We start from the raw sequence: 23,312 nt of genomic DNA, 5'->3' as shown, positions 1-23,312 counted from the left end.
ATAATATTAATAAAAGTGATTGACATGTTTAATTTATTCATATAATATTAACAAAACTAATTTTAATTCTGAATTTGAAGGAGTACTTTTATGAAAAGAGCAAAACTAGCTGGATCGGCAGGAATGTTGGGCCTTGCTGCGTTGACTTTGGTAGCATGTGGCAAAAACAATAATGCGGATAACACTAATAATGCAAAAACAGCAAGTCGTTTTCCTAGTGCAATGCCCAAAAAAGAAGCTAAACAAGGCGGCACTGTACGGGTGGCATTGGAAACAGATACTCCGTTCACAGGGATTTTTTTAGATGAACTGTCTGTCACTAGTTTTGATGCTCAAGTTGCTTCTCCAGGTGAGGAATCATTATTTGCAACTGATGACTACTACAAGATAACTGATGACGGTCCTGCTACAATGAAATTGGACAAAAATAAAAAGACCATCACCATTACAATCAAAAAGGGTGTTAAGTGGTCAGATGGTAAGCAAGTAACCGCTAAGGACATGGAATATTCATATGAGATTTTAGGTAATGCAAAAACTAAGGCACAACGATATTCAACCAAATTAGAGGCTCTTAAAGGGCTGAAAGAATACCATGAGGGAAAAGCTAAAACAATCTCCGGAATCGAATTACCAGATGGTGAAAACGGTAGAACAATGGTTTTACACTTCGATTCCATCAAGCCCGGCATGGCGTATAGTGGAAATGATTATTATTGGGAAGGCGCTGCACCGTATCATTATTTGAAAAATGTTCCTTTTGACAAACTTGAATCTTCAGATGAGGTTAGAAAAAAGCCACTTTACTTTGGACCATTTAAATTGGCTAAATTAGTCCGCGGACAATCAGCTACTTGGGTGCCTAATGAGTATTACTGGCGTGGCAAACCAAAGTTATCTAAGATTGTTTATCAGGTAGTTTCACCTAATTCTGCTTCACAAGCTATTAAGGCGCATAAGTTTGAAGTTGCGCAAGTTGTTAACGCACAATGGAAGCAAGTAAAGGATACTAAAGGCGTTAAATTTATTGCACAAATACCGTTAGCATATAACTATTTAGGCTTCAAAGTCGGCAAGTGGGATGCCAAAAAAGGCAGAAACGTTATGAACCCTAATAGTAAAATGAATAATAAGTCTTTGCGTCAGGCTATTGCTTATTCAATGAATATTGCTCAAGTTACCAAGCACTATACAAATGGTTTGAGCTTCCAAGTGCCAACGTTGATACCCAAACAATTTGGTGATTATTATAATAAAGATGCAAAAGGCTACCACTATGATTTGAAGAAAGCTAATGAACTCTTAGATAAGGCTGGCTATAAGAAGAAGGGTAAGTGGAGAGCTCAACCGAATGGTAAACCTTTAAAGATTAACCTTTTAGCAATGTCGGGGGCCGTAACACAAGAGCCAATCGTTCAAAACTACCTACAACAATGGCATAAAGTCGGTTTAAATGTACAGCTTGTTGGAGGAAGATTAACTGAATTCAATTCATTTTATGATAAAGTACAACATGATGATTCTGCTGTAGATATGTTTATGGCTGGTTGGGGCTTGTCGAGTGAGCCTTCACCAAATGGATTATACAGTGAAGGTGGACCAGCGAACTATACTAGGTTTGTTACCCCAGAAAACAATAAATTAATTGATGAGATTGATTCACAAAAAGCTTTTGACCGTAAGTATCGTGTTCAAAAATTCCATGAATGGCAACAGTACATGAATGATGAAGCATATGTTGTTCCAATGTTTAACTCGTACAAGATTTTTGCTATTGATGATAAGATTACTGGTTACTCGCTTAAACCAACTGAAAATAGTAATGGACATCCTTTATGGTACAAAGTTGGCTATGTGAAATAAAAAATTTATCTAAAGCTCTCTTAGGGAGAGTTTTTTTGTTATATTTAACAGCATGAACTATTTATTAAATTCATAATCTACTGAACTATTGTTTTTTTACAAATTGGCAGATTAATAAGGAAAAAGTGTAGGTAAGATAAATGAAGAAAATCAAAACTTTAAGCTCAATTGCCCTGCTCAGTGCTGCTACGCTTGTTTTGTCAGCTTGTGGTAATAAAGCTGAAAATACTGATGATTCAAAAAAGGCTAGTAAATTTCCTTCGGAAATGCCCAAAAAAGAGGCTAAACAAGGTGGCACAGTTAAGTATGCAATTGAAACTAATTCACCATTTACTGGAATTTTTGCTAGTGAATTGGCGTTTTCAAAAACTGATATAGATCTAGCTTCTCCAGGAAACGAAAAATTGTTTGATATTGATGATGATTATCGTATTAACAATAAAGGCCCTGCAGTGTTGAAAATTGATAAAGAAAAAAAGACGGTTACGATCATCATTAAAAAGGGAGTTAAATGGTCTGATGGTAAGCAGGTAACTGCCAAAGATTTGGAATTTCCGTACGAAATTTTGGCCAATAAAGCAACTAAGTCGCAAAGATATACAAGTCAACTTGAGTATATTAAAGGGATGAAAGCATATCACGAAGGCAAGGCGAAGACTATCTCAGGTTTAGAAATGCCAGATGGTGAAAATGGACGAACTCTAACTATTCACTATACAGAGTTGAAGCCAGGCATGTATAACAGTGGTAACGGTTATTTTACTGAAGGAGCCGAACCATATCATTATTTAAAAGATATCCCATTTAGTAAGTTTGAATCATCTGACAAAATTAGAAAGAAGCCAATGTTTTTTGGCCCATATAAATTGGAAAAATTGGTTCGCGGACAGTCTGTTACTTGGATTCCTAACAAGTATTACTGGCGTGGAAAGCCAAAACTCGATAAGGTTGTTTGCCAGGTTGTTTCGACTAATTCAGCTTCACAATCAATTAAAAGTCATAAGTTTGATGTTGCTAACGTAATTAATGACCAATGGAAACAGGTAAAAGACGCTAAAGGAACCACTTTTATTGCTAATATTCCTTTATCCTACCGTTATATCGGCTTTAGGGTTGGAAAATGGGATGCCAAAACAGGTAAAAATGTGATGGATCCTAAGAGCAAAATGAATAATAAGGCTTTACGGCAAGCAATTGCTTACGCAATGAATATTGAAGACGTTAATAAGAAATATAATAGTGGCTTAACATTTCAAATTCCGACGCTGATTTTAGCGCAGTATGGCGATTATTTTGACAAAGATGTTAAAGGCTTTTCTTACAACTTAAAAAAGGCTAATCAAATTTTGGATAAAGCTGGATACAAAAAGAAAGGAAAATGGCGTGTCCAACCTAATGGCAAGCCGCTTAAAATAACTTTTTTAGTGCAGCAAGGTAATGACACTCAAGAACCAATTTACCAAAATTATTTGCAGCAATGGCATAAAATTGGTCTTAACATTAACTTGTATAACGGAAGACTAATTGAATTTAACTCATATGCTGATAAGGTACAGCATGATGCACCTGGAATCGATATGTTTACTGGCGGATGGAGTCTAACCAGCATTTCAAGTGAACCATCACCAGCATACCTTTATAGTGAAGGGGCACCTTTCAACTTTGCTCGTTTTGTCACTCCAGAAAACACAAAATTACTCAATGCAATTGATTCGCAAAAAGCATTTAACCACAAATATCGTGTTGAACAATTTCATAAGTGGCAAAAATATATGTTTGACCAGGCTTATGTAATTCCTACTACTAATGAATACACAATAACAGCTGTCAATGATAAGCTAACGGGATATTCAGTAAAGCCATCTGATTCAAATGCTCTTTGGTTTAAAGTTGCTTATAGCAAATAAAAGCTCAGGATCTGCTTGAGCTTTTTAAATTATGAAAAACAATTTAGCATAATTAAACATGTTTTAGTATATATTAATAATCAAATTATGTATTTATTAAAAAATATATTGATATTTTAATTAAGTATGATAGTATTTTATTATTAACTTGTTTCCAAGAAAATACTCAAATTTAAAAAAGGAGTAGGTATAAATGAAAAAGTCGAAAATTTTAGGGTCTGTCGGAATTGCCAGCTTAGCTGCTTTGACCCTCGCTGCTTGTGGTAAAAGCAACGATAATAATGCTAATGAAGTAAAGAAAGCTAGCAAGTTTCCAACTGATGTACCTAAGAAAGCTGTCAAGCAGGGTGGTACAGTAAAATTAGCTATTGAAAGTGATTCGCCATTTACTGGCATTTTTGCCAGTGAATTATCAACTACAAAAACTGATTCTGATGTTGCAGAACCAGGTAATGAGTCATTATTTGATGTTGATGATGATTACAAGATTAATGATAAAGGTCCCGCCACTTTAAAAATTAATCGTAAAAATAACACAGTAACCATTACGCTCAAAAAGGGTGTTAAATGGTCCGATGGTAAGCAAGTAACTGCCAAAGACATGGAATTTTCATATGAGATTTTAGCTAACAAGGCGACTAAGTCTCAACGCTATACCGCTTCGTTACAAAACATTAAAGGCTTAAAGGAATATCATGAAGGTAAGGCAAAAACTATTTCTGGAATTGAATTACCTGATGGTGAAAATGGACTTACAATGGTTTTGCACTATACAGAGTTAAAACCAGGTATGTATAACAGTGGTAATGGCTATTTTTCAGAAAGTGCTGAACCATATCACTATTTAAAAGATGTTCCTTTCAGTAAACTCATGTCATCAGATAAAATCAGAAAAAAGCCTTTGTACTTTGGCCCTTATAAGTTGGACAAACTAGTTCGTGGACAGTCAGCAACTTGGGTTCCTAATAAGTACTATTGGCGTGGTAAACCAAAATTGGATAAGATTGTTTGCCAAGTCGTTTCAACTAATTCCACAACTCAAGCAATTAAGAGCCATAAGTTTGATGTTGCTAAGGTAATTAACTCTCAATGGAAGCAAGCCAAAGATGCTAAAGGTGTTAATTTTATTGCAAAGATTCCATTGTCATATAGTTATTTGGCTTTCAAAGTTGGTAAATTTGACGCTAAGACAAGTAAGAACGTCATGAATCCAAAGAGCAAAATGAGTAACAGGTCTCTTCGTCAGGCTATGGCATATGCCATGAACATAGATCAAGTTAACAAGAAGTACAATAGTGACTTAAACTTCCATATTCCAACTTTGATTCCAGCGCCATTTGGCGATTACTTTGACAAAGATGCTAAAGGTTATAACTACAACCTTAAAAAGGCAAATGAAATTTTGGACAAGGCTGGCTATAAGAAGAAGGGTAAATGGCGTGTTCAACCAAATGGTAAGCCTTTAAAGATTAAATTCTTAGGTATGGCAGGATCAGCTGTCCAAGAACCAATCATCCAAAACTATATTCAACAATGGCAAAAAATTGGTTTAAATGTTAGCTTGTATAATGGACGTTTAATAGAAATTAACTCCTTCTATGATAAGGTCCAAAATGACGATCCCGGTGTTGATATGTTTATGGGTTCTTGGAGTTTGTCAAGCGAACCTTCACCTGCTGATATTTACAATGAAGGTGCACCATTTAACTTCAGTCGTTTTGTAACTCCTGAAAACACTAAGCTTTTGAATGAAATAGATTCACAAAAATCATTTGACCACAAATACAGAGTTGAAAAATTCCATGAGTGGCAAGAATATATGAATAAAGAAGCTTATGTAGTTCCAGTTAACAATTCGTATGAAATTACTGCTGTTAATAAGAAGCTGACAGGGTACACATTAAAACCTTCACATTCTAATTCAATTTGGTATGAAGTTGCATACGCTAAATAAGCAAAAAACTCGAGTAAAGCTCGAGTTTTTTGTTGCTTTTGAAGAATAATAATATAAAAAACTTAACTTTTGATTAATCATATTATTGCAATTATCATTTTTAATGCTAAGATAAAATTATTAACTTGTTTCGAGAGCTCAGTTAAATTCTTATTTATTTAAGAAGGAGAATCTCGCTTATGAAAAAGAGTAAGTTTTTAAGTTCGTTAGGAGTTGTGACTGCTGCAGCCCTAACACTAGTTGCATGTGGTAAAAGTGAAAGTTCAAACAATGAAAGTGCCAAAACAGCAAGTAAGTTTCCAGTAGAAACTAAGAGTGCAGCTGTAAAAAAGGGTGGCACTATCAAGGTTGCTGAAGAAACAAATACACCTTTTACAGGTATTTTCAATGAAGAATTGCAAATGAGTCAGCAAGATGCTGATGTTGCAAGTCCAGGGCAAGAATCACTTTTTGATACCGATGATCATTACAAGATTAATGATAAAGGTCCAGCTACTTTAAAACTTGATCGTAAAGCTAAAACAGCTACAATCACAATTAAAAAAGGCGTAAAGTGGTCAGACGGTAAACAAGTAACCGCAAAAGATGTTGAATATGCTTACGAAATTATTGCGAATAAGGCTACTAAGTCACAACGTTATGCATCACAATTCAACATTATCAACGGTATGGAAGAATACCATGAAGGTAAAGCAAAGACCATTTCTGGTATCGAGATGCCTGATGGTGAAGATGGCCGAGTAGTTGTATTGCACTGCAAGGAATTAAAGCCAGGTATGTATTACAGTGGTAACGGCTATATTTGGGAAATGGCTGCACCATATCACTACTTAAAGGACATTCCATTCTCTAAACTTGAAAGTTCAGATGAAGTTAGAAAGAAACCTTTGTACTTTGGTCCTTACAAGGTTCAGAAGATTGTTCGTGGTCAATCTGTAACATGGGTACCAAACAAGTACTACTGGCGTGGCACTCCTAAGCTAGATAAAATTATTTATCAAGTTGTTTCACCTAACTCTGCTTCTCAATCAATCAAGAGTGGCAAGTTCGATGTTACTCGTGTTATCAACAGTCAATGGAAGCAGGTTAAAGACACTAAGGATGTAAACTTTGTAGCACAAATTCCTTTAGGTTATCGTTATCTTGCCTTTAAAGTTGGTAAGTGGGATGCTAAGAAGTCTAAGAATGTCATGAATCCAAATTCTAAGATGCATGACAAGTCACTTCGTCAAGCTATGGCTTATGCAATGAACACAGATGCTGTATACAAGCACTATACAGATGGTCTTAGTTTCCAAATCCCAACTTTAATTCCAGCACCATTTGGTGACTATTTCGATAAGAGCAATAAGGGTTATACATATAACCTTAAGAAAGCTAACCAAATTTTGGATAAAGCTGGATACAAGAAGAAGGGTAAGTGGCGTACAACTCCAGAAGGTAAGCCATTAACAATTAACTTCATGGCAATGTCTGGTCAAGCAATCAACGAACCAATTGTTCAAAACTTTATCCAACAATGGAATAAGATTGGCTTGAACGTTAAATTGCTTGGTGGTCGTTTAACTGAATTCAACTCATTCTACGATAAGGTTCAACATGATGATCCTAAGGTAGATGTCTTTATGGCTGGTTGGACATTATCAACTGAACCATCACAAGAGCAAATGTTCAGTGAAGGTACAATGTCGAACTACTCACGTTTTGTAACTCCTGAAAACACTAAGTTGATTAAGGAAATGGATTCACAAAAAGCCTTTGATCACAAGTATCGTGTTGACAAGTTCCATGAATGGCAAAAGTATATGAATGATGAAGCCTACGTCATTCCAATGTACAATGAGTATCAAATTGATGCTGTTAACAGCAAGTTAGTTAACTACTCATTGAAGCCTTCTAAGTTAAACAATGGTCACCAATTATGGTACAACGTTGGTTTTGCTAAGTAAAAAATCAAATAAGCTTTAAGCTTAATACATGAAAAGAGTGAAGAAATCTAGGTTTCTTCACTCTTTTTTTGTGATAAATTATTGCCAAAATTCTTTCTATTATAAATAATTGCTAAAATAATAAAAATAAATGAAATAAATATTAATTTTTATATTGATTTTATAATTTTTGATGGTATTATTTTATTATTAACTTGTTTCTAATACTCAATTAAAATTTTACGAATTAAGGAGGAACACGCTTTATGAAAAAAGGTAAATTTATCAGTTCCCTAGGTATTGTGTCAACAGCTGCTTTAGCACTAGTTGCTTGTGGTAAGAGCGGTAATGGAGGTAATGAGGGCGCTAAGACGGATAGAAAGTTCCCAATTGAGTCTCCAAATAAGACTGCTAAACAAGGTGGAACGATTAAAATAGCATTAGAATCTGATACACCATTTACTGGAGTTTTTAACGAAGAGTTGCAAAATGATCAGCCTAGTGCTGATGTATCAAGTCCTGGTCAAGAATCTCTCTTTGATACCGACGACGAATATAAAATTAATGATAAAGGTCCAGCAACATTAAGGCTCAATCGTAAAGCGAAAACTGTTACGATTACAATAAAAAAGGGCGTTAAGTGGTCGGATGGTAAACAAGTAACTGCTAAGGACGTTGAATTTGCTTATGAGATTATTGCTAATAAGGCAACTAAATCGCAGCGTTATTCCTCCCAATTTAATATCATAAATGGTATGGAAGAATATCATGAAGGTAAAGCCAAGACAATTTCTGGCATTGAAATGCCAGATGGTGAAGAAGGTCGAGTAGTTGTATTACACTGCAGTGAATTAAAACCTGGGATGTATTATTCTGGTAACGGATATTTCTGTGAGAATGCTGCACCATATCATTACCTTAAAGATGTTCCTTTCTCTAAGCTAGAATCGTCTGATCAGCTCAGAAAGAAGCCGTTATATTTTGGACCGTACGAAGCTCAAAAAATTGTTCGTGGTCAAGCTGTAACTTGGGTACCTAACAAGTACTATTGGCGTGGTAAACCAAAATTAGACAAGATTGAATACCAAGTAATTGCTACAAATTCAGCTTCTCAGTCAATTAAGAGTCATAAATTTGATATTGCTCGAGTTGTGAACAGCCAATGGAAAGAAGTAAAAGACACTAAGGACGTAAACTTTGTTGCCCAAATTCCATTAGCCTACTTCTACATGGCATTTAAGGTTGGTAAGTGGGATGACGCAAAGTCTAAGAACGTAATGAATCCTAAAGCTAAGATGGGTGATAAGTCACTTCGTCAAGCAATGGCATATGCATTGAATACAGATTCTGTCTATAAGCACTATACTGATGGCTTGAGTTTCCAGGTCCCAACCTTGATTCCTGCGCAATATGGCGATTACTTCGACAAGAGTAACAAGGGCTATACCTTTAATCTCAAGAAGGCTAATCAAATTTTAGATAAAGCTGGATATAAGAAGAAGGGTAAATGGCGTACAACTCCTGATGGCAAGCCATTAACAATTAACTTGTTAGCTAAGGCTAAGACACCAATCGATGAGCCAATTATTCAGAACTATATCCTGCAGTGGAAAAAGGTTGGCTTGAATGTTAAGTTGGTTGGTGGCCGTTTAGCCGAGTTTAACTCCTTCTATGACAAGGTTCAACATGATGATCCTAAGGTTGACGTCTTTCTAGGTGGATGGACACTTTCATCTGAACCTTCACAGGAACAGCTCTATAGTGAAGGAACCATGCAGAACTATTCACGTTTTGTAACTCCAGAAAACACTAAACTGTTGAAGGAAATGGACTCACAAAAAGCCTTTGATCATAAATATCGTGTTCAAAAATTCCATGAATGGCAAAAATATATGAATGATGAAGCATATGTTGTTCCAACATACAACGTATATCAAATCGACGCTGTTAACAGCAAACTGACTGGTTATTCGTATAAGCCATCTAAGATGAACAATGGACACCCACTATGGTATCAAGTAGCTTTTACTAAATAAAAGCAATCTTAATTTAATGCAAATAGACCAATAATAAAGAAAACTATTACATGAATTTGATGTAATAGTTTTCTTTTTCATTTTTAAAGGTAAAAACTGGTATAATCTATAAAGAAAAAGGGGTTGAAAAGATGGTCAGTACAAAATTTATTAATCAATTAAAAACCAAATACAAGATTACCTTTAATAACCCAAAATTATTAGAGGAAGCTTTTACCCATTCATCGTATGCCAACGAGCATCCGAATGATGGCGTTCGTGACTATGAAAAACTAGAATTTTTAGGTGATGCAGTTCTTGAATTAGCCATTTCAGATTATTTGTATCGTAATTTCCCTCAACTTAATGAAGGGGAACTAACACGGATGCGGTCAAATATTGTGGATACCGAGGGCTTTGCTAGGTTTGCACAAGAATTTGGCTTTCCAGCTGAAATTAATTTAGGTCATGGTGAGGAAAAAGCAGGAGCAAGAGCCAGAAAAACGCTCTTGGAAGATGTTTTTGAAGCATTTAACGGTGCACTTTTTCTTGATCAAGGCATGAATACGGTTGAGCACTTTCTAAGATTAACGGTTTTCCCAGAAATTGATGCTGGTAATTTTGATGCATCGCGGGATTACAAAACGGACTTACAAGAATTTTTACAACAGGACGGACCGGTTAAAATTGAATATCAAGTAATAAAAGAAGTTCAGACACCTTCTAGTTTTACTGTTCAGTTAGTTGTAAATGGGAAAGTGGTTTCTCAAGGAAATGGGCATAATAAGAAGGCAGCTGAACAAGAAGCAGCTAAGGTTGCCTTAAACGAACTCAATTAGGAGGATAAGTGTTTGCCATTAACAGAACTTATCATTGATGGTTTTAAATCATTTGCTGAAAAAACTAAAATTGAATTTGACACTGGTATTACCGGAATAGTTGGCCCAAACGGTAGTGGAAAAAGTAACATTACTGAAGCAATACGTTGGGTAATGGGTGAATCAAGCGCCAAGTCGCTACGTGGGTCAAATATGAAAGACGTCATCTTTGCAGGTAGTGAATTCCGTAAGCCCGCTAATTATGCTGAAGTCTCAATGATTTTTGATAACAAAAAACGTGAACTTAACTTTGATGATGATCATGTAATCGTTACTAGAAGAATATTGCGTTCCGGCGATAATGAGTACTTAATCAATAAGCGTAGTGTTAGGCAAAAAGATGTCCGTGCTTTATTTTTGGACTCAGGAATTTCTCAAGATAGTCTTGCAATTATTTCGCAGGGGCGAGTAGATCAGATTCTAAATTCCAGACCGGAAGAAAGACGAAGTCTATTTGAGGAAGCTGCTGGAATACTACATTTTAAAAAGCAAAAAGAAGAAGCCAGTGCTCAATTAGACCAAACTACCGAAAATCTAATTAGAATTAATGACTTGGTCAAGGAACTGGAACAAAGAATTGAACCGCTTCACGAGCAAAGTTCACTTGCTAAGGAATATCAGTTTCAAAAAGATAGTTTAGACAAAGATTTAAAGACTTTATTAGCGTTTGAAATTGAAGACTTAGATGAACAAAAAAAGGAAGTTCAAGAAAAAGCTGATCAAAACCAAGTTCTTTTATCAAAGCTTGATAGTGAAGTGAAGGAATCTCAAGCAGCGGTTGCTGCTAAGCGTTCAGAGTACAAAGCAGCAAATGATGAACGCGAACAAATTCAGGAAAAACTACTTGCTTTGACAAAGAAACTTTCTGATTTGAATACTGAATTGCAGGTTGCTGAGCAAAGCAAACAGTATAGTGAAGCAACAAAGAAAGAGTATCAGAAGGAGCTGGCAGATCTAAAAAAGCAGATTGCTGACTTACAAGAAGAATCTGCGGCGCTACTTCAGCAAAAAAAGGAACTGGCTGAAGAACAAGCTCAGCTGAAAGATAAAAGAACTAAGCTAACCGAGCAATTGGATGAAAATCCAGAGCAATTAAATAAGAAATTAGACGATCTAAGAGCTGATTATATTCAACTTTTGCAAGATCAAACTTCTAATAATAATGAAATTGTCTATTTAAATTCAGAACTTAAGCGCACTAGCGATGATAGTGATTACCAGAATGATGATGTAGTTAATCAACTTGAAAAAGCGGATAGTGAGCTTGAACGGCTACGTGAGCAAGGAAAAAAATTAAAAGAAAAACACCAAAAGGCTAGAGCCGATGTAAAGCAATTGACTGACAAACAAGCTAGTCAACAAGCAACTTTAGCTAATTTGCGTCAAGTAGTCAGTGATAATAACCAGCGCTATAGTCAGGTTAATGCTAGGTATGAAGCACTTAAAAACATTAGAAACAGGCATGAAGGCTATTATTATGGTGTGAAAAATGTGCTTAATAATTTAAGTGATTTTCCAGGAGTTATTGGTGCGATTGGAGAACTAATAACTTTTTCGGCTGAATTTGAAGCGGCAATGACTACTGCTTTAGGTGGAGGAGTTCAGGATCTTGTGACCACTTCTCGCACTAGTGCGCGGGATGCGATTAATCGATTAAAAATGAATCATAGTGGTCGTGCCACTTTTCTACCACTCGATGGTTTAAGAGTAAATGAAATACCTTCCTCAACAGTTAAGATTATTGAATCTTATGACGGCTATCAAGGGATAGCAAGCCAGCTTGTCAAAAGCTCCACTGAAGAAGATATTAGTGCTGCAATCAATTATTTGTTAGGCAGCACAATTGTGGTTGATACAATCGATAACGCAATGAAAATTAGGCAACGAGTTGCTCGGTATCGCATTGTTACACTCGATGGTGATATTATTTCGCCTGGTGGTTCAATGACAGGAGGAGCGAGAAATCAAAAAAATAATTCCCCGCTTCAGACTGTTTCTGAACTTAACCAATTAAAGAAAACACTTGCTCAACTGAAAGAGCAAATGGCAAAGGATCAAGTGCAGTTTACTGAATTATCCGATTCTAGTGATTCTTTAACTGAAGAAATTACTCAGCTACAAAACAAGGAACGAGAATATAGCAGAGACTTAGGTGAGGCCGTTCTTTCTTTTCAAAATCAGGAGAAGGAAGTTAATCGATTAAAGGCTGCCAAACGTTTGCTGGAAGCTCATCAACAAGAACGTGACGAGCAAATTGCAAAGATTAAAGAAAAGATTTCGTCAGCTGAAAAACAAAAAGCTGATTTTGTCAAAAAAATTGACCAACAAAAAGAAGTAATTAGCAAGATACAAGATAGAATCAAAAACTTTACCGAGCTTAATCAAAAAGTTCAGGCACAGCTTTCTGAATTAGATCCGCAAATTGCTGTTTATACTAATAAGTTGGAAAACTTAACTAGACAAGAAAATGACAAGGCCGTAAGCTTGAAACAGCATAAAGCTCAGCTCAAGTCTTTATCCGAAAAATTATCTTCCCTCAGTCATAGTGGCGAGCTAGACCAGGCTAAGAAAAAGCAAATGGATGAAGAAATTAAGCAAGGCTCTATTGAAAAAGAAGAATTACAAACTAGTTTAAATAATCTTAGTTCAAAGCTGGGACAATTTGATGCTAAGATTAATCAGCTCGATCAAGTGGCAAGTAGAAACTATGATTTGCGCAAAGATGCAGCAAGTGAACAAGAAGATTTCTCAGTTAAGATTGCTCGTCTAACTAGTCAAATTGATCAACGACTTGACCAATTAAGTAAAGATTATTCTTTGAGTTTTGAAGCTGCTTTGAATCAGGCGCAAAGTCCAAATAATCAAGAAACCCGTGAACAACTTCAAAAGAGTGTAAAATTACACAAAATGTCACTTGAAGATATTGGGCCAGTTAATTTAAAGTCAATTGAAGAGTATGAGAACGTTAAGCAACGGTACGACTTCCTTAACAATCAACAAAATGACTTAATCAAGGGTCGTGACAATTTGCGCGAATCGATGGCCGAATTGGATCAAGAAGTTAGTTCAAGATTTGAAGCGACATTTACCGCAGTTGCTGAGAGCTTTAGTCAACTGTTTCCAGTAGTTTTTGGTGGCGGTAATGCTAAACTTGTTTTAACTGATCCGGACGATATGTTAACTACTGGAATCGAAATCATGGCAGAGCCACCTGGTAAAAAGTCACAACGTTTAAGTTTACTTTCAGGTGGTGAACGTGCTTTAACTGCGATTACATTATTGTTTGCGATGCTAAAATACAAACCTGTTCCATTCTGCGTTTTGGATGAGGTTGAGGCCGCTCTTGATGATGCTAACGTAACTAGGTTTGCCAACTTTTTGGAAGAATATGATATGCATACTCAGTTCATTGTTATTACGCATAGACGTGGAACGATGGAACGCGCGGATCAGTTATATGGGGTAGTAATGCAGGAATCGGGGGTTTCGCAAGTACTCTCGGTTTCATTGAAAGAACTAAAAGATGAGGTGAATTAACTTTGGGTTTATTTGATAAGATAAAAAAATCTTTATTTGGTGAAGATGAAAATACAGATAAAGAAACCAAAAAGGACGAGAAAGCCGAAGAAGAAAACGGTGATAAAGCAGCTGACGTTGAAGAAGCAGAGCAAGATGAAAGTATAGAAGAAGCTGAAACAACAGAAAAGAATACGGAAGATGATTCTTCGAATCAATCTAACGATGTTGAAGAAGAGCAGTCTGAACAAGATAAAGAAGATACTGCCCAAGAAGATGTTGATTATGACTCAACAGATAATGAGGAAAATGAAGTAGAGGATCAAACGGGTTCTGAAGATCAACAATCTGAAAATCAAACTGAGTTATATGAAAAGGGATTAGAGAAGACGAACAAAGGTTTTGGTGCTCGTTTGAATCGCTTTTTTGCTCAATTTAGAACGGTTGATGAAGATTTCTTTGATGATCTAGAAGAGCTGTTGATTGAATCAGATGTTGGTTATGAGACAGCAGAGCAGTTAACCGATGCTTTGAGGGATGAGGCTAAACTACAAAAAGCTAAATCTCGCGATGATCTTAAAAAAGTTATTGTTGAGAAAATGGTTGAGCTATATGATCAAAACGGTGACAGTGAAAACGAAAAACTAAGTCATCATGATGATGGCAAGACTAATATCTATCTTTTCGTTGGTGTTAATGGCGCTGGTAAAACTACCACAATTGGAAAATTAGCTAAACGTCTTAAAGACGAAGGTAAATCTGTTTTACTTGCTGCTGCAGATACTTTTAGAGCTGGCGCAGTTGAACAATTAGTTGAATGGGGCAAACGTGTCGATGTTCCAGTTGTTACTAGTAAGGAGCAAGCGGATCCAGCCTCGGTAGTTTATGATGCAACTAAGAGAGCAATAGACGAACAAGTTGATTACTTGCTAGTTGACACTGCTGGACGCTTGCAAAACAAAAAGAACTTGATGAATGAGCTTGAAAAAATAGAGCGAACAATTAAAAAATTAGCTCCTGACGAACCAACAGAAACGTTGCTTGTTTTAGATGGCTCAACTGGCCAGAATGCATTACTTCAAGCAAAAGACTTTGACAAAACAACTAAATTAACGGGTTTAGTTTTGACTAAATTAGATGGTTCCTCTAAAGGTGGGGTTGTCTTGGCAATTAGAAACGAAATGAAATTACCTGTGAAATTGGTTGGTCTTGGTGAAAAAGCAAGTGATTTAGCCGATTTTGATGCCGCAGACTATGCAGTTGGTCTTTTCCACGATTTGGTTTAAGATAGAAAGATAGAACAAAAAGAGGAGATACTTGATGAAAGAATATAGCGCATGTACCACAATTTTAGTAGGTAAAAATGCTTCTGTTGACGGTTCGACTATGATCTGCCGAAACGATGATACTTTTCGTCCAATTACACCACAGAAGTTCATTATCGAACCTGCCGCAAAAGGTGAAAAGGGCCGTAAAATTAAGTCTTGGCTAAACAAATTTGAAATGGATTTGCCAGAAGATGCTCAAGCAGTTCCAGCAGTTCCTAATGTTGATTATAAAAATCGTGGTTACTACGATGAAAGTGGAATTAATCAAGAAAATGTTGCAATGTCATGTACTGAATCAACTTATGGTAATGAACGTGCATTGGCCTATGATCCCCTTGTAAAAGATGGTCTTGATGAAGATTGTATGCAGACAGTTGTTTTGCCATACATTCATTCCGCTAGAAACGGTGTTGAGTACTTAGGAAAATTAATTGCTAAATATGGTTCACCAGCTGGAAACTCTGTTCTGTTTGGTGATAAAGACGAAATTTGGTACATGGAAATAGTTACCGGTCATCATTGGGTAGCTGAACGTATACCAGATGATGCATATGCTGTAGCAGCTAATCGTGTTTCAATTGAGCAAGTTGATTTTGAAGATACTGACAACTTCATGTGGAGTGACGGTATTCGCGAGTTTGTTGAGGAACATCATTTGAATGTCGATCATGAAGGCTGGAACTTCCGCCATATTTTTGGTACTTACAGTCAACAAGATCGTTTTTACAACACTAACCGTGTTTGGTATGGTCAAAAGTACTTTAATCCAGAGATTGAACAAGATCCAACAGACGGTGATTTGCCATTTATTAGACGTGCTGCTAAAAAAATCACTCGTGAAGATATCGAATTTGTTTTAGGTAGTCATTATCAAAACACTCCATATGATCCTTTTGGCAAGGGCACTGAAGAAGAAAAGCACCGCTTCCGTCCAATTGGACTTAATCGTACTCAAAATGCGCATATCTTACAAATAAGAAATGATGTGCCAGACGACAAGGCTGCTGTAATGTGGCTTTGTATTGGTGGACCAACATTCACGCCATTTGTTCCATTTTTTGCTAATATGAATGATACTGATCCTTCATATAACAATACTTCAATGGATTACAATATGGATGACGCTTGGTGGTACTACAAGTCACTTGCAGCGTTGGTAGAGAGTCATTACCCACAATTTGTTCAGTTAGATACTGATTACTTGAATGAACTGAACCAATACTATCGTCACCGTGTACATGACGTTATTGAAGGTGCCGGTGAAAAATCTGGAGCTGAATTGACTGCTTACTTAACGAAGGCAAATCAAGAGACCGTTGCATATACTAGAAAACGTTCAGAAAAATTATGGGCACAAATGATGATTGATTCTATCAATATGTCTAAGCTAACCTTTAATATGGATGCTAATCTATAAGTCACTTTTAGAGATAAGTGAAAAAACCTCCTAGTTTTTACTAGGAGGTTTTTTAATGCTATTTAATTTCGTTTATCCATCGTTGAGTGTCTGATTCCGTAAAAGCAATAAATAATAAGCCCAATAATGGTCCAGAAGAACATGTATTTTTTAGCTTGCATGTCTAATCCCCAGAAAACGGCGAAAGATCCCAAAAATGCTAAGAACGGTAAAACCGGATACCATGGCATTTTAAAGGCTGGATCAGTAATATCTTTTCCTTCACGCGGACGTAAGCGATAAATTCCGATTGAAACGAACATAAAGGCAATTAAAGTTCCTGCAGATACCAATTGCGTTAAAAAGGTAAACGGTATGAAGGCAGAAATAAAGATAGCAATAATTGCAACTGTCCATAGCGAACATGTTGGACGACGAGAAGCCGATAATTTTCCTAATTTTTTAGGTAGCATCCCATCACGACCAAACGAATATATCAAACGTGAACTAGCCAAGCAAAGGCCAATTAAAGCAGTAAACATGCCTAAAACTGCGACAGATTGGACAATTACTGCGACCATTCCATGACCCGTTTGCCTTAATGCATAGCCAACTGGTTCTGCTGAATTAAGATATTGTTGATAAGGTACCATTCCTACTAGAACTAGACTAACAGCAACAAATAATGCAACTGAAATAAGCAAGGAACCGATAATTCCACGCGGCATTGTCTTTTGCGGATTAACTGCTTCAGCTGAATTTGAAGCGATTGTGTCAAAACCTAAAAAAGAAATGTAAATCATTGAAACGCCTGCATATATTCCTTGCCAACCACCAAAAGCACCATGGCTAGTAGGCCGGTATGAAGGAACGAAGGGAATGAAATTAACTTTTTGTACTGCGGTTAGACCAACAACAACAAATAAAAGGATTGCCAGAACTTTTGTTACAACTAAAACATTTTCAATTTTTGAAGCTTTAGATACACCGCAACTAACAATCAGAGCAGCTAGTGTAATCGCAATTAAGGCAATGAGATCAAAGAAGCCGCCGTTTACTCCTAAAGGGTTAGCTAACGCATTTGGTAGTTGCCACCCAAGTGGAGCAATTAAAGCGCGGAAATTGGCTGAAAGCCCAGAGGCGATAAAGGCCATTCCAATAAGATATTCAGCAAGTAGTGCCCAGCCAGAAATCCAGCCCCAGAATTCGCCGAAGATAACATTAATCCATGAATAAACTGAGCCTGCGAATGGCATTGCTGCTGCCATTTCAGCGTAGGCAAATGCAACCAAACCAGCAACGATTGAAGCAATTACACAGGAAATCGCGACAGCAGGACCAGCGTGCAGGGCAGCAACTTCACCAGGCAGGGTGAAAATTGAGGTTGAAACAATTGTTCCAACACCTAAAGCTAAAAAATCTCGGACTTTTAATGTGCGGATTAAGTGACCATCTTTTTCTTGATAAATGGCCGGATTTTCTTTCCGATTCATTTTTTTCCAAAAGTTCAAACAAAAATCTCCTTAGTGTTATGTTAAATTTAACAAGCAAAAGCTTGTCATTAGTGTATTCTTACCTTTTAGACAAAATAGCACCGTAATGATACAAGCTATTATCTTTGAATGCAAGAAACTTTAATTGGATTTTTTAGGTAAACTCATCTTTCTAGATCGTCAAGTACGCGCATTTTTGCTATACTGGTTCAAGGTGAACGCAATGGATGAACTAACAAAAAATGAAGTCCTAGGTGATTTATACGCCTATTATGGAAAATTATTGACTAAAAACCAGCAAAGTTATTTTGAAGATTATTATTATAATGATCTTTCTTTGGGTGAAATTGCTCTGAATCATCAAGTTTCACGGCAAGCGGTTTATGATAACTTACGGCGTTGCCGCACTCTGCTAGTCAATTATGAGGAAAAACTGCATATGCAAAAAGACTATAATGAAATTGAAGAGAAGCTAGGTCAAATTTCCATTGCAATTAAAGAAAAGCAGCAAAATCAAGCTTTAAATGATATTAACGAGTTATTGCACAAGATGAGGGGAGAATAATTCATGGCGTTTGAGAATCTAAGTGAAAGAATTCAAAAAGCTCTACGCAATTTATCTGGTAAGGGTAAAATTTCTGAAGAGGACATCAATAATGCCAGTCGTGAAATCAGACTAGCTTTACTCGAAGCGGATGTTAACTTTAAAGTTGTCAAAGACTTTATTAAAAAGATTAAGCAAGAAGCCTTAGGAAAAGAGGTTCAAGAAAGCTTAAATCCGGGTCAACAAGTCATTAAAATTGTTAATGATGAATTGACTAAGATGATGGGCGAGAGTGCTACAACACTTAACAAATCTAAGCACATTCCTACTATTATTATGATGGTTGGTTTGCAAGGTACCGGTAAAACGACAACTGTTGGTAAGCTAGCTAATCGCTTGATTGAAAAAGAAAAAGCCCGTCCTTTATTGATTGCGGGCGATATCTACCGACCTGCCGCAATTGATCAGCTTGAACAAATAGGTGATCAATTAAAGGTTCCGGTTTATAGTCAGCGGGATGAAAAAGACGTTGCGCAAATTGTAAAAAACGGTCTGCAACAGGCTGATCAAAATAAAAATGACTATGTCATTATCGATACGGCTGGTCGACTAGAAATTGACGAACCATTGATGGAAGAGCTTGAGCAAGTTAAAGCAATTGCACATCCAGATAATATTTTGCTTGTAGTTGATGCAATGACTGGTCAGGCAGCAACAGATGTAGCAAAGGGGTTTGATAGTCGCTTAGACATTACCGGCGTCATTTTGACCAAATTAGATGGTGATACTCGAGGTGGTGCAGCTTTATCAATTAGAGCTGTGACTGGAAAGCCAATTATTTATACTGGGCAAGGTGAAAAATTAACTGACCTTGAACAATTCCATCCTGATCGGATGGCCTCCAGAATCTTGGGCATGGGTGACATGCTGACTCTAATTGAAAAAGCTCAGCAAGATTACGATGCCAAAAAAGCTGAAGAAGTAGCAGAAAAGATGAAGGAGAATACCTTCGACTTTAATGACTTCGTTGATCAGCTTGAACAAGTTGAAAAGATGGGACCACTTGACCAAATTGTTAAGATGATTCCTGGAATGGCTAACAACCCTCAGCTAAAAAATGTCAATTTTGATAAAAAGCAAATCGTCTATGTTAAAGCAATTATTTCTTCAATGACAGAAGAAGAGCGTGAAAATCCTGAATTGCTAAATCCAAGTCGCAGAAGGAGAATTGCTGCTGGATCTGGTAGACCGATTGTTGAAGTTAATCGAATGATTAAGCAGTTTAAGCAAGCTCGTGACATGATGAGTAAGATAACCAAAGGGAATTTAAAAGGAATGGAGAATATTCCTGGTATGGATTCACCAATGGGAAGAATTGCAATGAGAAGAATGGGTAAGAAATTTAAGAAAAATAAGAAGAAGCGAATGAAGGTCAAGCGTTATCATTCTTAGTTTTTACCTGTTAAGGGAAAAAGCTTTACACCCCCAAAAAAACATGCTATATTATTACTCGTAAGTTTTAGGAGGATATTAATTTATGTCAGTAAAAATTCGTATGCGCCGTATGGGTGCCAAAAGAAAACCTTTCTACAGAATAGTTGTTGCAGATTCAAGAATGCCACGTGATGGTCGTTTTATTGAAGAAGTAGGCTACTACAATCCAGTTTCAGAACCTAAGGAATTGAAGCTTGATGAAGACAAGATTTTTGAATGGTTGAAGAAGGGTGCACAACCTTCAGATACTGTACGTTCACTTCTTTCAAGCGCTGGCTTAATGAAGAAGTTGCACGAATCAAAATTCAACAAATAATTGAATTTGTTAGAAAAAGTTTGGAGTAGTTTGCTTCAAACTTTTTTCTTGGTTTAAATTTAGGAGAAAAGATGCAGTTTTATGACGTTGCGCGCATATTGACGACACATGGTTTAACTGGAGAAGTCAAAGTAACGCAAATTACCGATTTTCCAGATGAACGGTTTGCTCCCGGGAGCAAGTTATCACTGAAAGATGATCTGCAAACGGAATTAACAATTAAGAGTAGCAGACCGTTTAAACAATTTTGGCTTATTCAATTTGAAGAGATCAATCAAATTGAGCAAGCAGAATTACTCAAGGGAAAAATCTTGGTTGTTAGTGAGACTGAACAGCATGAACTGCCACAAGGCTACTATTATTACCGTGACATTTTAGGGTGTTCGGTTATTGATAATCAAGATGGTAGTGATTTGGGAAAAATCACTGGAATTGAAACCCCAGGAGCCAATGACGTTTGGGAAGTTACTGAAGATTCAGGCAACGAGTATTTAATTCCTTATATTGATGATGTTGTCAAAAAGGTCGATGTCAATGCTAAAAAAGTTTATGTAGAACTATTGGAGGGTTTGCGAGATGAAAGTTAATATTCTGACACTTTTTCCGGATATGTTCACTCCTTTAACAACTTCAATGCTTGGCCGTGGTCTTGAAGACGGTAAATGGGAATTAAATTTAGTTAACTTTCGTGACTTTACTTCTGATGTTCATCATCATGTTGATGACACGCCATACGGCGGCGGCGCAGGCATGGTCTTACAAATTATGCCAATTAAAAAGGCACTTGATTCACTTGCCAATAAAGGTAAAGTGATTATTACGGCACCACAAGGAAAGACTTTCAATCAGAAAATGGCACAGGAATGGTCAAAAGAAGATAATTTAACTTTTATTTGTGGCCATTATGAGGGTTTTGATCAGCGTGTTTATGATTTAGCGGATGAAACTGTTTCAATTGGAGATTATGTTTTAACTGGTGGAGAATTACCAACGATGAGTATGGTTGACGCAACTGTACGGCTATTACCTGGTATTTTAGGTAACGCAGCCTCTCCAGTTGAAGAAAGCTTTGCACATGGCTTATTAGAATACCCGCAGTATACTCGACCAGAAGATTTTGAAGGGATGAAGGTCCCAGCTGTTTTGACTTCAGGTAATCATCAAAAAATTGAAGAATGGCGTCATAAAGAGTCGCTACGAGCAACGTATTTGTATCGGCCTGATTTACTGGAAAATTATGAACTTAGTTCTCAAGAAAAAACCATGTTAGAAGAGATTAAACAAGAAGACACAAGAGCTTGATTTTACAAGCTTTCTTTGCTAAGATAACAAAGGTGCAATTGTAATGTACTAATAGTTATGGGTGTTCCGCTGGCGTAGATAATCGTTGATGAATGCCGAAGAAGGAGAAAAATATGGATCCATTAATTCAAGAATTAACTAAAGAACAATTACGTGATGATATTCCTGACTTCCGTGCTGGTGACACTGTTCGTGTTCACGTACGTGTTGTTGAAGGTTCTCACGAACGTATTCAGATGTTCGAAGGTGTTGTAATCAAACGTAAGGGTGCAGGTATTGCTGCAACTTATACTGTTCGTAAGATTGCTTCCGGTGTTGGTGTTGAACGTACCTTCCCAGTAAATGACCCTCGAGTAGCTAAGATTGAAGTATTACGTCACGGTCGTGTACGTCGTGCTAAGCTTTACTACTTACGTGAACGTCATGGTAAATCTGCAAGAATCGCAGAAAAGCGTCGTTAATTCACGTTTAAGTAAAAGAGAATCACTCCGCAATGGAGTGATTCTCTTTTTTGTTTATGTTAAAATATTTATTAAAATATTTTTAATGAGGAAAAGAACTATGAAAGAACCATTTTTGTTAAATTTTGATCCTGAACCGCGGGCTGTTTTAGAACGAGATCACGAAAAAGAAATTAATCACTTTCATTTTCAGCCCAAGCTGCTGTTCGCATTCTTAACTCCTGATGTAATCAGTGATTTTTTGGCTCGTTATCCTCATAAAAAGCTTGGGTTCTTTGACTGCTTTGAAGGAGAAACCCCAATATATGAGGTTGATTTAGATGGACAAAAAATTACTTTTTGTCAGGCAAAAATAGGTGCTGCAGCTGCTGTAGAGCTATTAGATTGGCTAATAAGTTATGGTGTTAAACAGATTTTAGCAATAGGATCAGCAGGCTGCTTAGTTGATTTACCAGAGAACTATTTTCTACTACCTACAAGAGCTATTAGAGATGACGGTACATCCTTTCATTATATGAAACCAGGAACATATATTGATTTAAACTCAAGGTTTCTAACAAAGACAAAAAAGTTACTGAATCAAGAAGGCTTTAAAGTTGAAGAAGTAACTACCTGGACAACTGATGGTTTCTTTAGGGAAACTGTCAAGAAAGTAAAGCAGGCCAAAGAACTGGGGGCCTCTTGTGTAGAGATGGAATGTGCAGCAATGGCTGCGTGTGCACAATTTAGAGGGGTAGATTTTGCACAAATATTATTTACAGCAGATTCTCTCAAAGACTTAGAAAATCATGACGAAAGAGGTTGGGGCAGTGATGCTCGTGAAAAAGCCATCAATTTAGCAGCAAATATTATAGCCAACATTTAATTTCCAACTTTGTGAAAAAATGGAAGTGTGAAACTGATGTGAAACCATGCTG

17 protein-coding genes are annotated in these 23,312 nt (G+C 36.7%); 16 read left to right on the top strand and 1 reads right to left on the bottom strand.

Annotated features, from left to right (window positions below; all coding sequences use genetic code 11):
- The first annotated feature begins 90 nt into the window (after positions 1–90).
- The 9 genes from H3R25_RS03375 to H3R25_RS03335 all read left to right on the top strand — a co-directional run bounded on the left by H3R25_RS03375 (position 91) and on the right by H3R25_RS03335 (position 16,806).
- Positions 91–1,863: an oligopeptide ABC transporter substrate-binding protein gene (locus H3R25_RS03375; protein WP_198194299.1), complete on the top strand. Its 1,773-nt coding sequence runs from the start codon at positions 91–93 to the stop codon at positions 1,861–1,863.
- Positions 1,864–2,003: 140 nt separating this feature from the next.
- On the top strand, positions 2,004–3,770 hold the full coding sequence (locus H3R25_RS03370; protein ID WP_198194298.1) for an oligopeptide ABC transporter substrate-binding protein: 1,767 nt from the start codon (positions 2,004–2,006) through the stop codon (positions 3,768–3,770).
- A gap of 193 nt (positions 3,771–3,963) precedes the next feature.
- Positions 3,964–5,724, top strand: coding sequence for an oligopeptide ABC transporter substrate-binding protein (locus H3R25_RS03365; protein ID WP_198188466.1), 1,761 nt, complete (start codon positions 3,964–3,966; stop codon positions 5,722–5,724).
- Positions 5,725–5,903: 179 nt separating this feature from the next.
- Positions 5,904–7,673: an oligopeptide ABC transporter substrate-binding protein gene (locus tag H3R25_RS03360; RefSeq protein WP_198188469.1), complete on the top strand. Its 1,770-nt coding sequence runs from the start codon at positions 5,904–5,906 to the stop codon at positions 7,671–7,673.
- A gap of 245 nt (positions 7,674–7,918) precedes the next feature.
- Positions 7,919–9,688 carry an oligopeptide ABC transporter substrate-binding protein gene (locus H3R25_RS03355; protein WP_122035386.1) on the top strand — a complete coding sequence of 590 codons (1,770 nt, stop codon included), beginning with the start codon at positions 7,919–7,921 and terminating at the stop codon, positions 9,686–9,688.
- Positions 9,689–9,819: 131 nt separating this feature from the next.
- Positions 9,820–10,506 (top strand): ribonuclease III, encoded by a 687-nt coding sequence (gene rnc, locus H3R25_RS03350; protein WP_122035384.1) that lies wholly within the window; start codon positions 9,820–9,822, stop codon positions 10,504–10,506.
- A 12-nt stretch (positions 10,507–10,518) separates the two neighbouring features.
- Entirely contained in the window at positions 10,519–14,082 is a 3,564-nt protein-coding gene (gene smc, locus H3R25_RS03345) for a chromosome segregation protein SMC (RefSeq protein WP_198194297.1), read from the top strand.
- A 2-nt stretch (positions 14,083–14,084) separates the two neighbouring features.
- Positions 14,085–15,347 carry a signal recognition particle-docking protein FtsY gene (ftsY, locus tag H3R25_RS03340; protein ID WP_198194296.1) on the top strand — a complete coding sequence of 421 codons (1,263 nt, stop codon included), beginning with the start codon at positions 14,085–14,087 and terminating at the stop codon, positions 15,345–15,347.
- 34 nt (positions 15,348–15,381) lie between these two features.
- Positions 15,382–16,806, top strand: coding sequence for a C69 family dipeptidase (locus H3R25_RS03335; RefSeq protein WP_046307105.1), 1,425 nt, complete (start codon positions 15,382–15,384; stop codon positions 16,804–16,806).
- Between the two features lie 62 nt (positions 16,807–16,868).
- Here H3R25_RS03335 and H3R25_RS03330 read toward each other — a convergent pair whose 3' ends face one another.
- The gene (locus tag H3R25_RS03330) at positions 16,869–18,296 is read right to left on the bottom strand and encodes an APC family permease (RefSeq protein WP_046307103.1); all 1,428 of its coding nucleotides are present in this window, start codon (positions 18,294–18,296) and stop codon (positions 16,869–16,871) included.
- Positions 18,297–18,501: 205 nt separating this feature from the next.
- On the opposite strand from H3R25_RS03330, the gene ylxM reads away from it, so the two are divergent.
- The 7 genes from ylxM (at position 18,502) to H3R25_RS03295 (ending at position 23,260) form a co-directional block, all read left to right on the top strand.
- The gene (gene ylxM, locus H3R25_RS03325) at positions 18,502–18,843 is read left to right on the top strand and encodes a YlxM family DNA-binding protein (RefSeq protein WP_046307101.1); all 342 of its coding nucleotides are present in this window, start codon (positions 18,502–18,504) and stop codon (positions 18,841–18,843) included.
- 3 nt (positions 18,844–18,846) lie between these two features.
- On the top strand, positions 18,847–20,274 hold the full coding sequence (ffh, locus tag H3R25_RS03320) for a signal recognition particle protein (RefSeq protein WP_074425178.1): 1,428 nt from the start codon (positions 18,847–18,849) through the stop codon (positions 20,272–20,274).
- 85 nt (positions 20,275–20,359) lie between these two features.
- Positions 20,360–20,632, top strand: coding sequence for a 30S ribosomal protein S16 (gene rpsP, locus H3R25_RS03315; protein ID WP_046307097.1), 273 nt, complete (start codon positions 20,360–20,362; stop codon positions 20,630–20,632).
- Between the two features lie 71 nt (positions 20,633–20,703).
- Positions 20,704–21,219 carry a ribosome maturation factor RimM gene (rimM, locus tag H3R25_RS03310; protein ID WP_198194295.1) on the top strand — a complete coding sequence of 172 codons (516 nt, stop codon included), beginning with the start codon at positions 20,704–20,706 and terminating at the stop codon, positions 21,217–21,219.
- On the top strand, positions 21,209–21,934 hold the full coding sequence (trmD, locus tag H3R25_RS03305; RefSeq protein ID WP_198194294.1) for a tRNA (guanosine(37)-N1)-methyltransferase TrmD: 726 nt from the start codon (positions 21,209–21,211) through the stop codon (positions 21,932–21,934). Before rimM ends, trmD begins: the two co-directional genes overlap by 11 nt.
- Positions 21,935–22,047: 113 nt before the next feature.
- A complete protein-coding gene (rplS, locus tag H3R25_RS03300) occupies positions 22,048–22,395 on the top strand; it encodes a 50S ribosomal protein L19 (protein WP_046307093.1) in 348 nt (115 codons plus the stop codon).
- A gap of 100 nt (positions 22,396–22,495) precedes the next feature.
- Positions 22,496–23,260: a nucleoside phosphorylase gene (locus H3R25_RS03295; RefSeq protein ID WP_198194293.1), complete on the top strand. Its 765-nt coding sequence runs from the start codon at positions 22,496–22,498 to the stop codon at positions 23,258–23,260.
- Positions 23,261–23,312: the final 52 nt, after the last annotated feature.

The organism is Lactobacillus sp. M0390 (genome assembly GCF_016102085.1).
In the GTDB taxonomy this organism is placed as follows: domain Bacteria; phylum Bacillota; class Bacilli; order Lactobacillales; family Lactobacillaceae; genus Lactobacillus; species Lactobacillus apis.
Note: the sequence above shows the minus strand (reverse complement) of the source record. Positions and strands in the feature narration are given on the sequence as shown.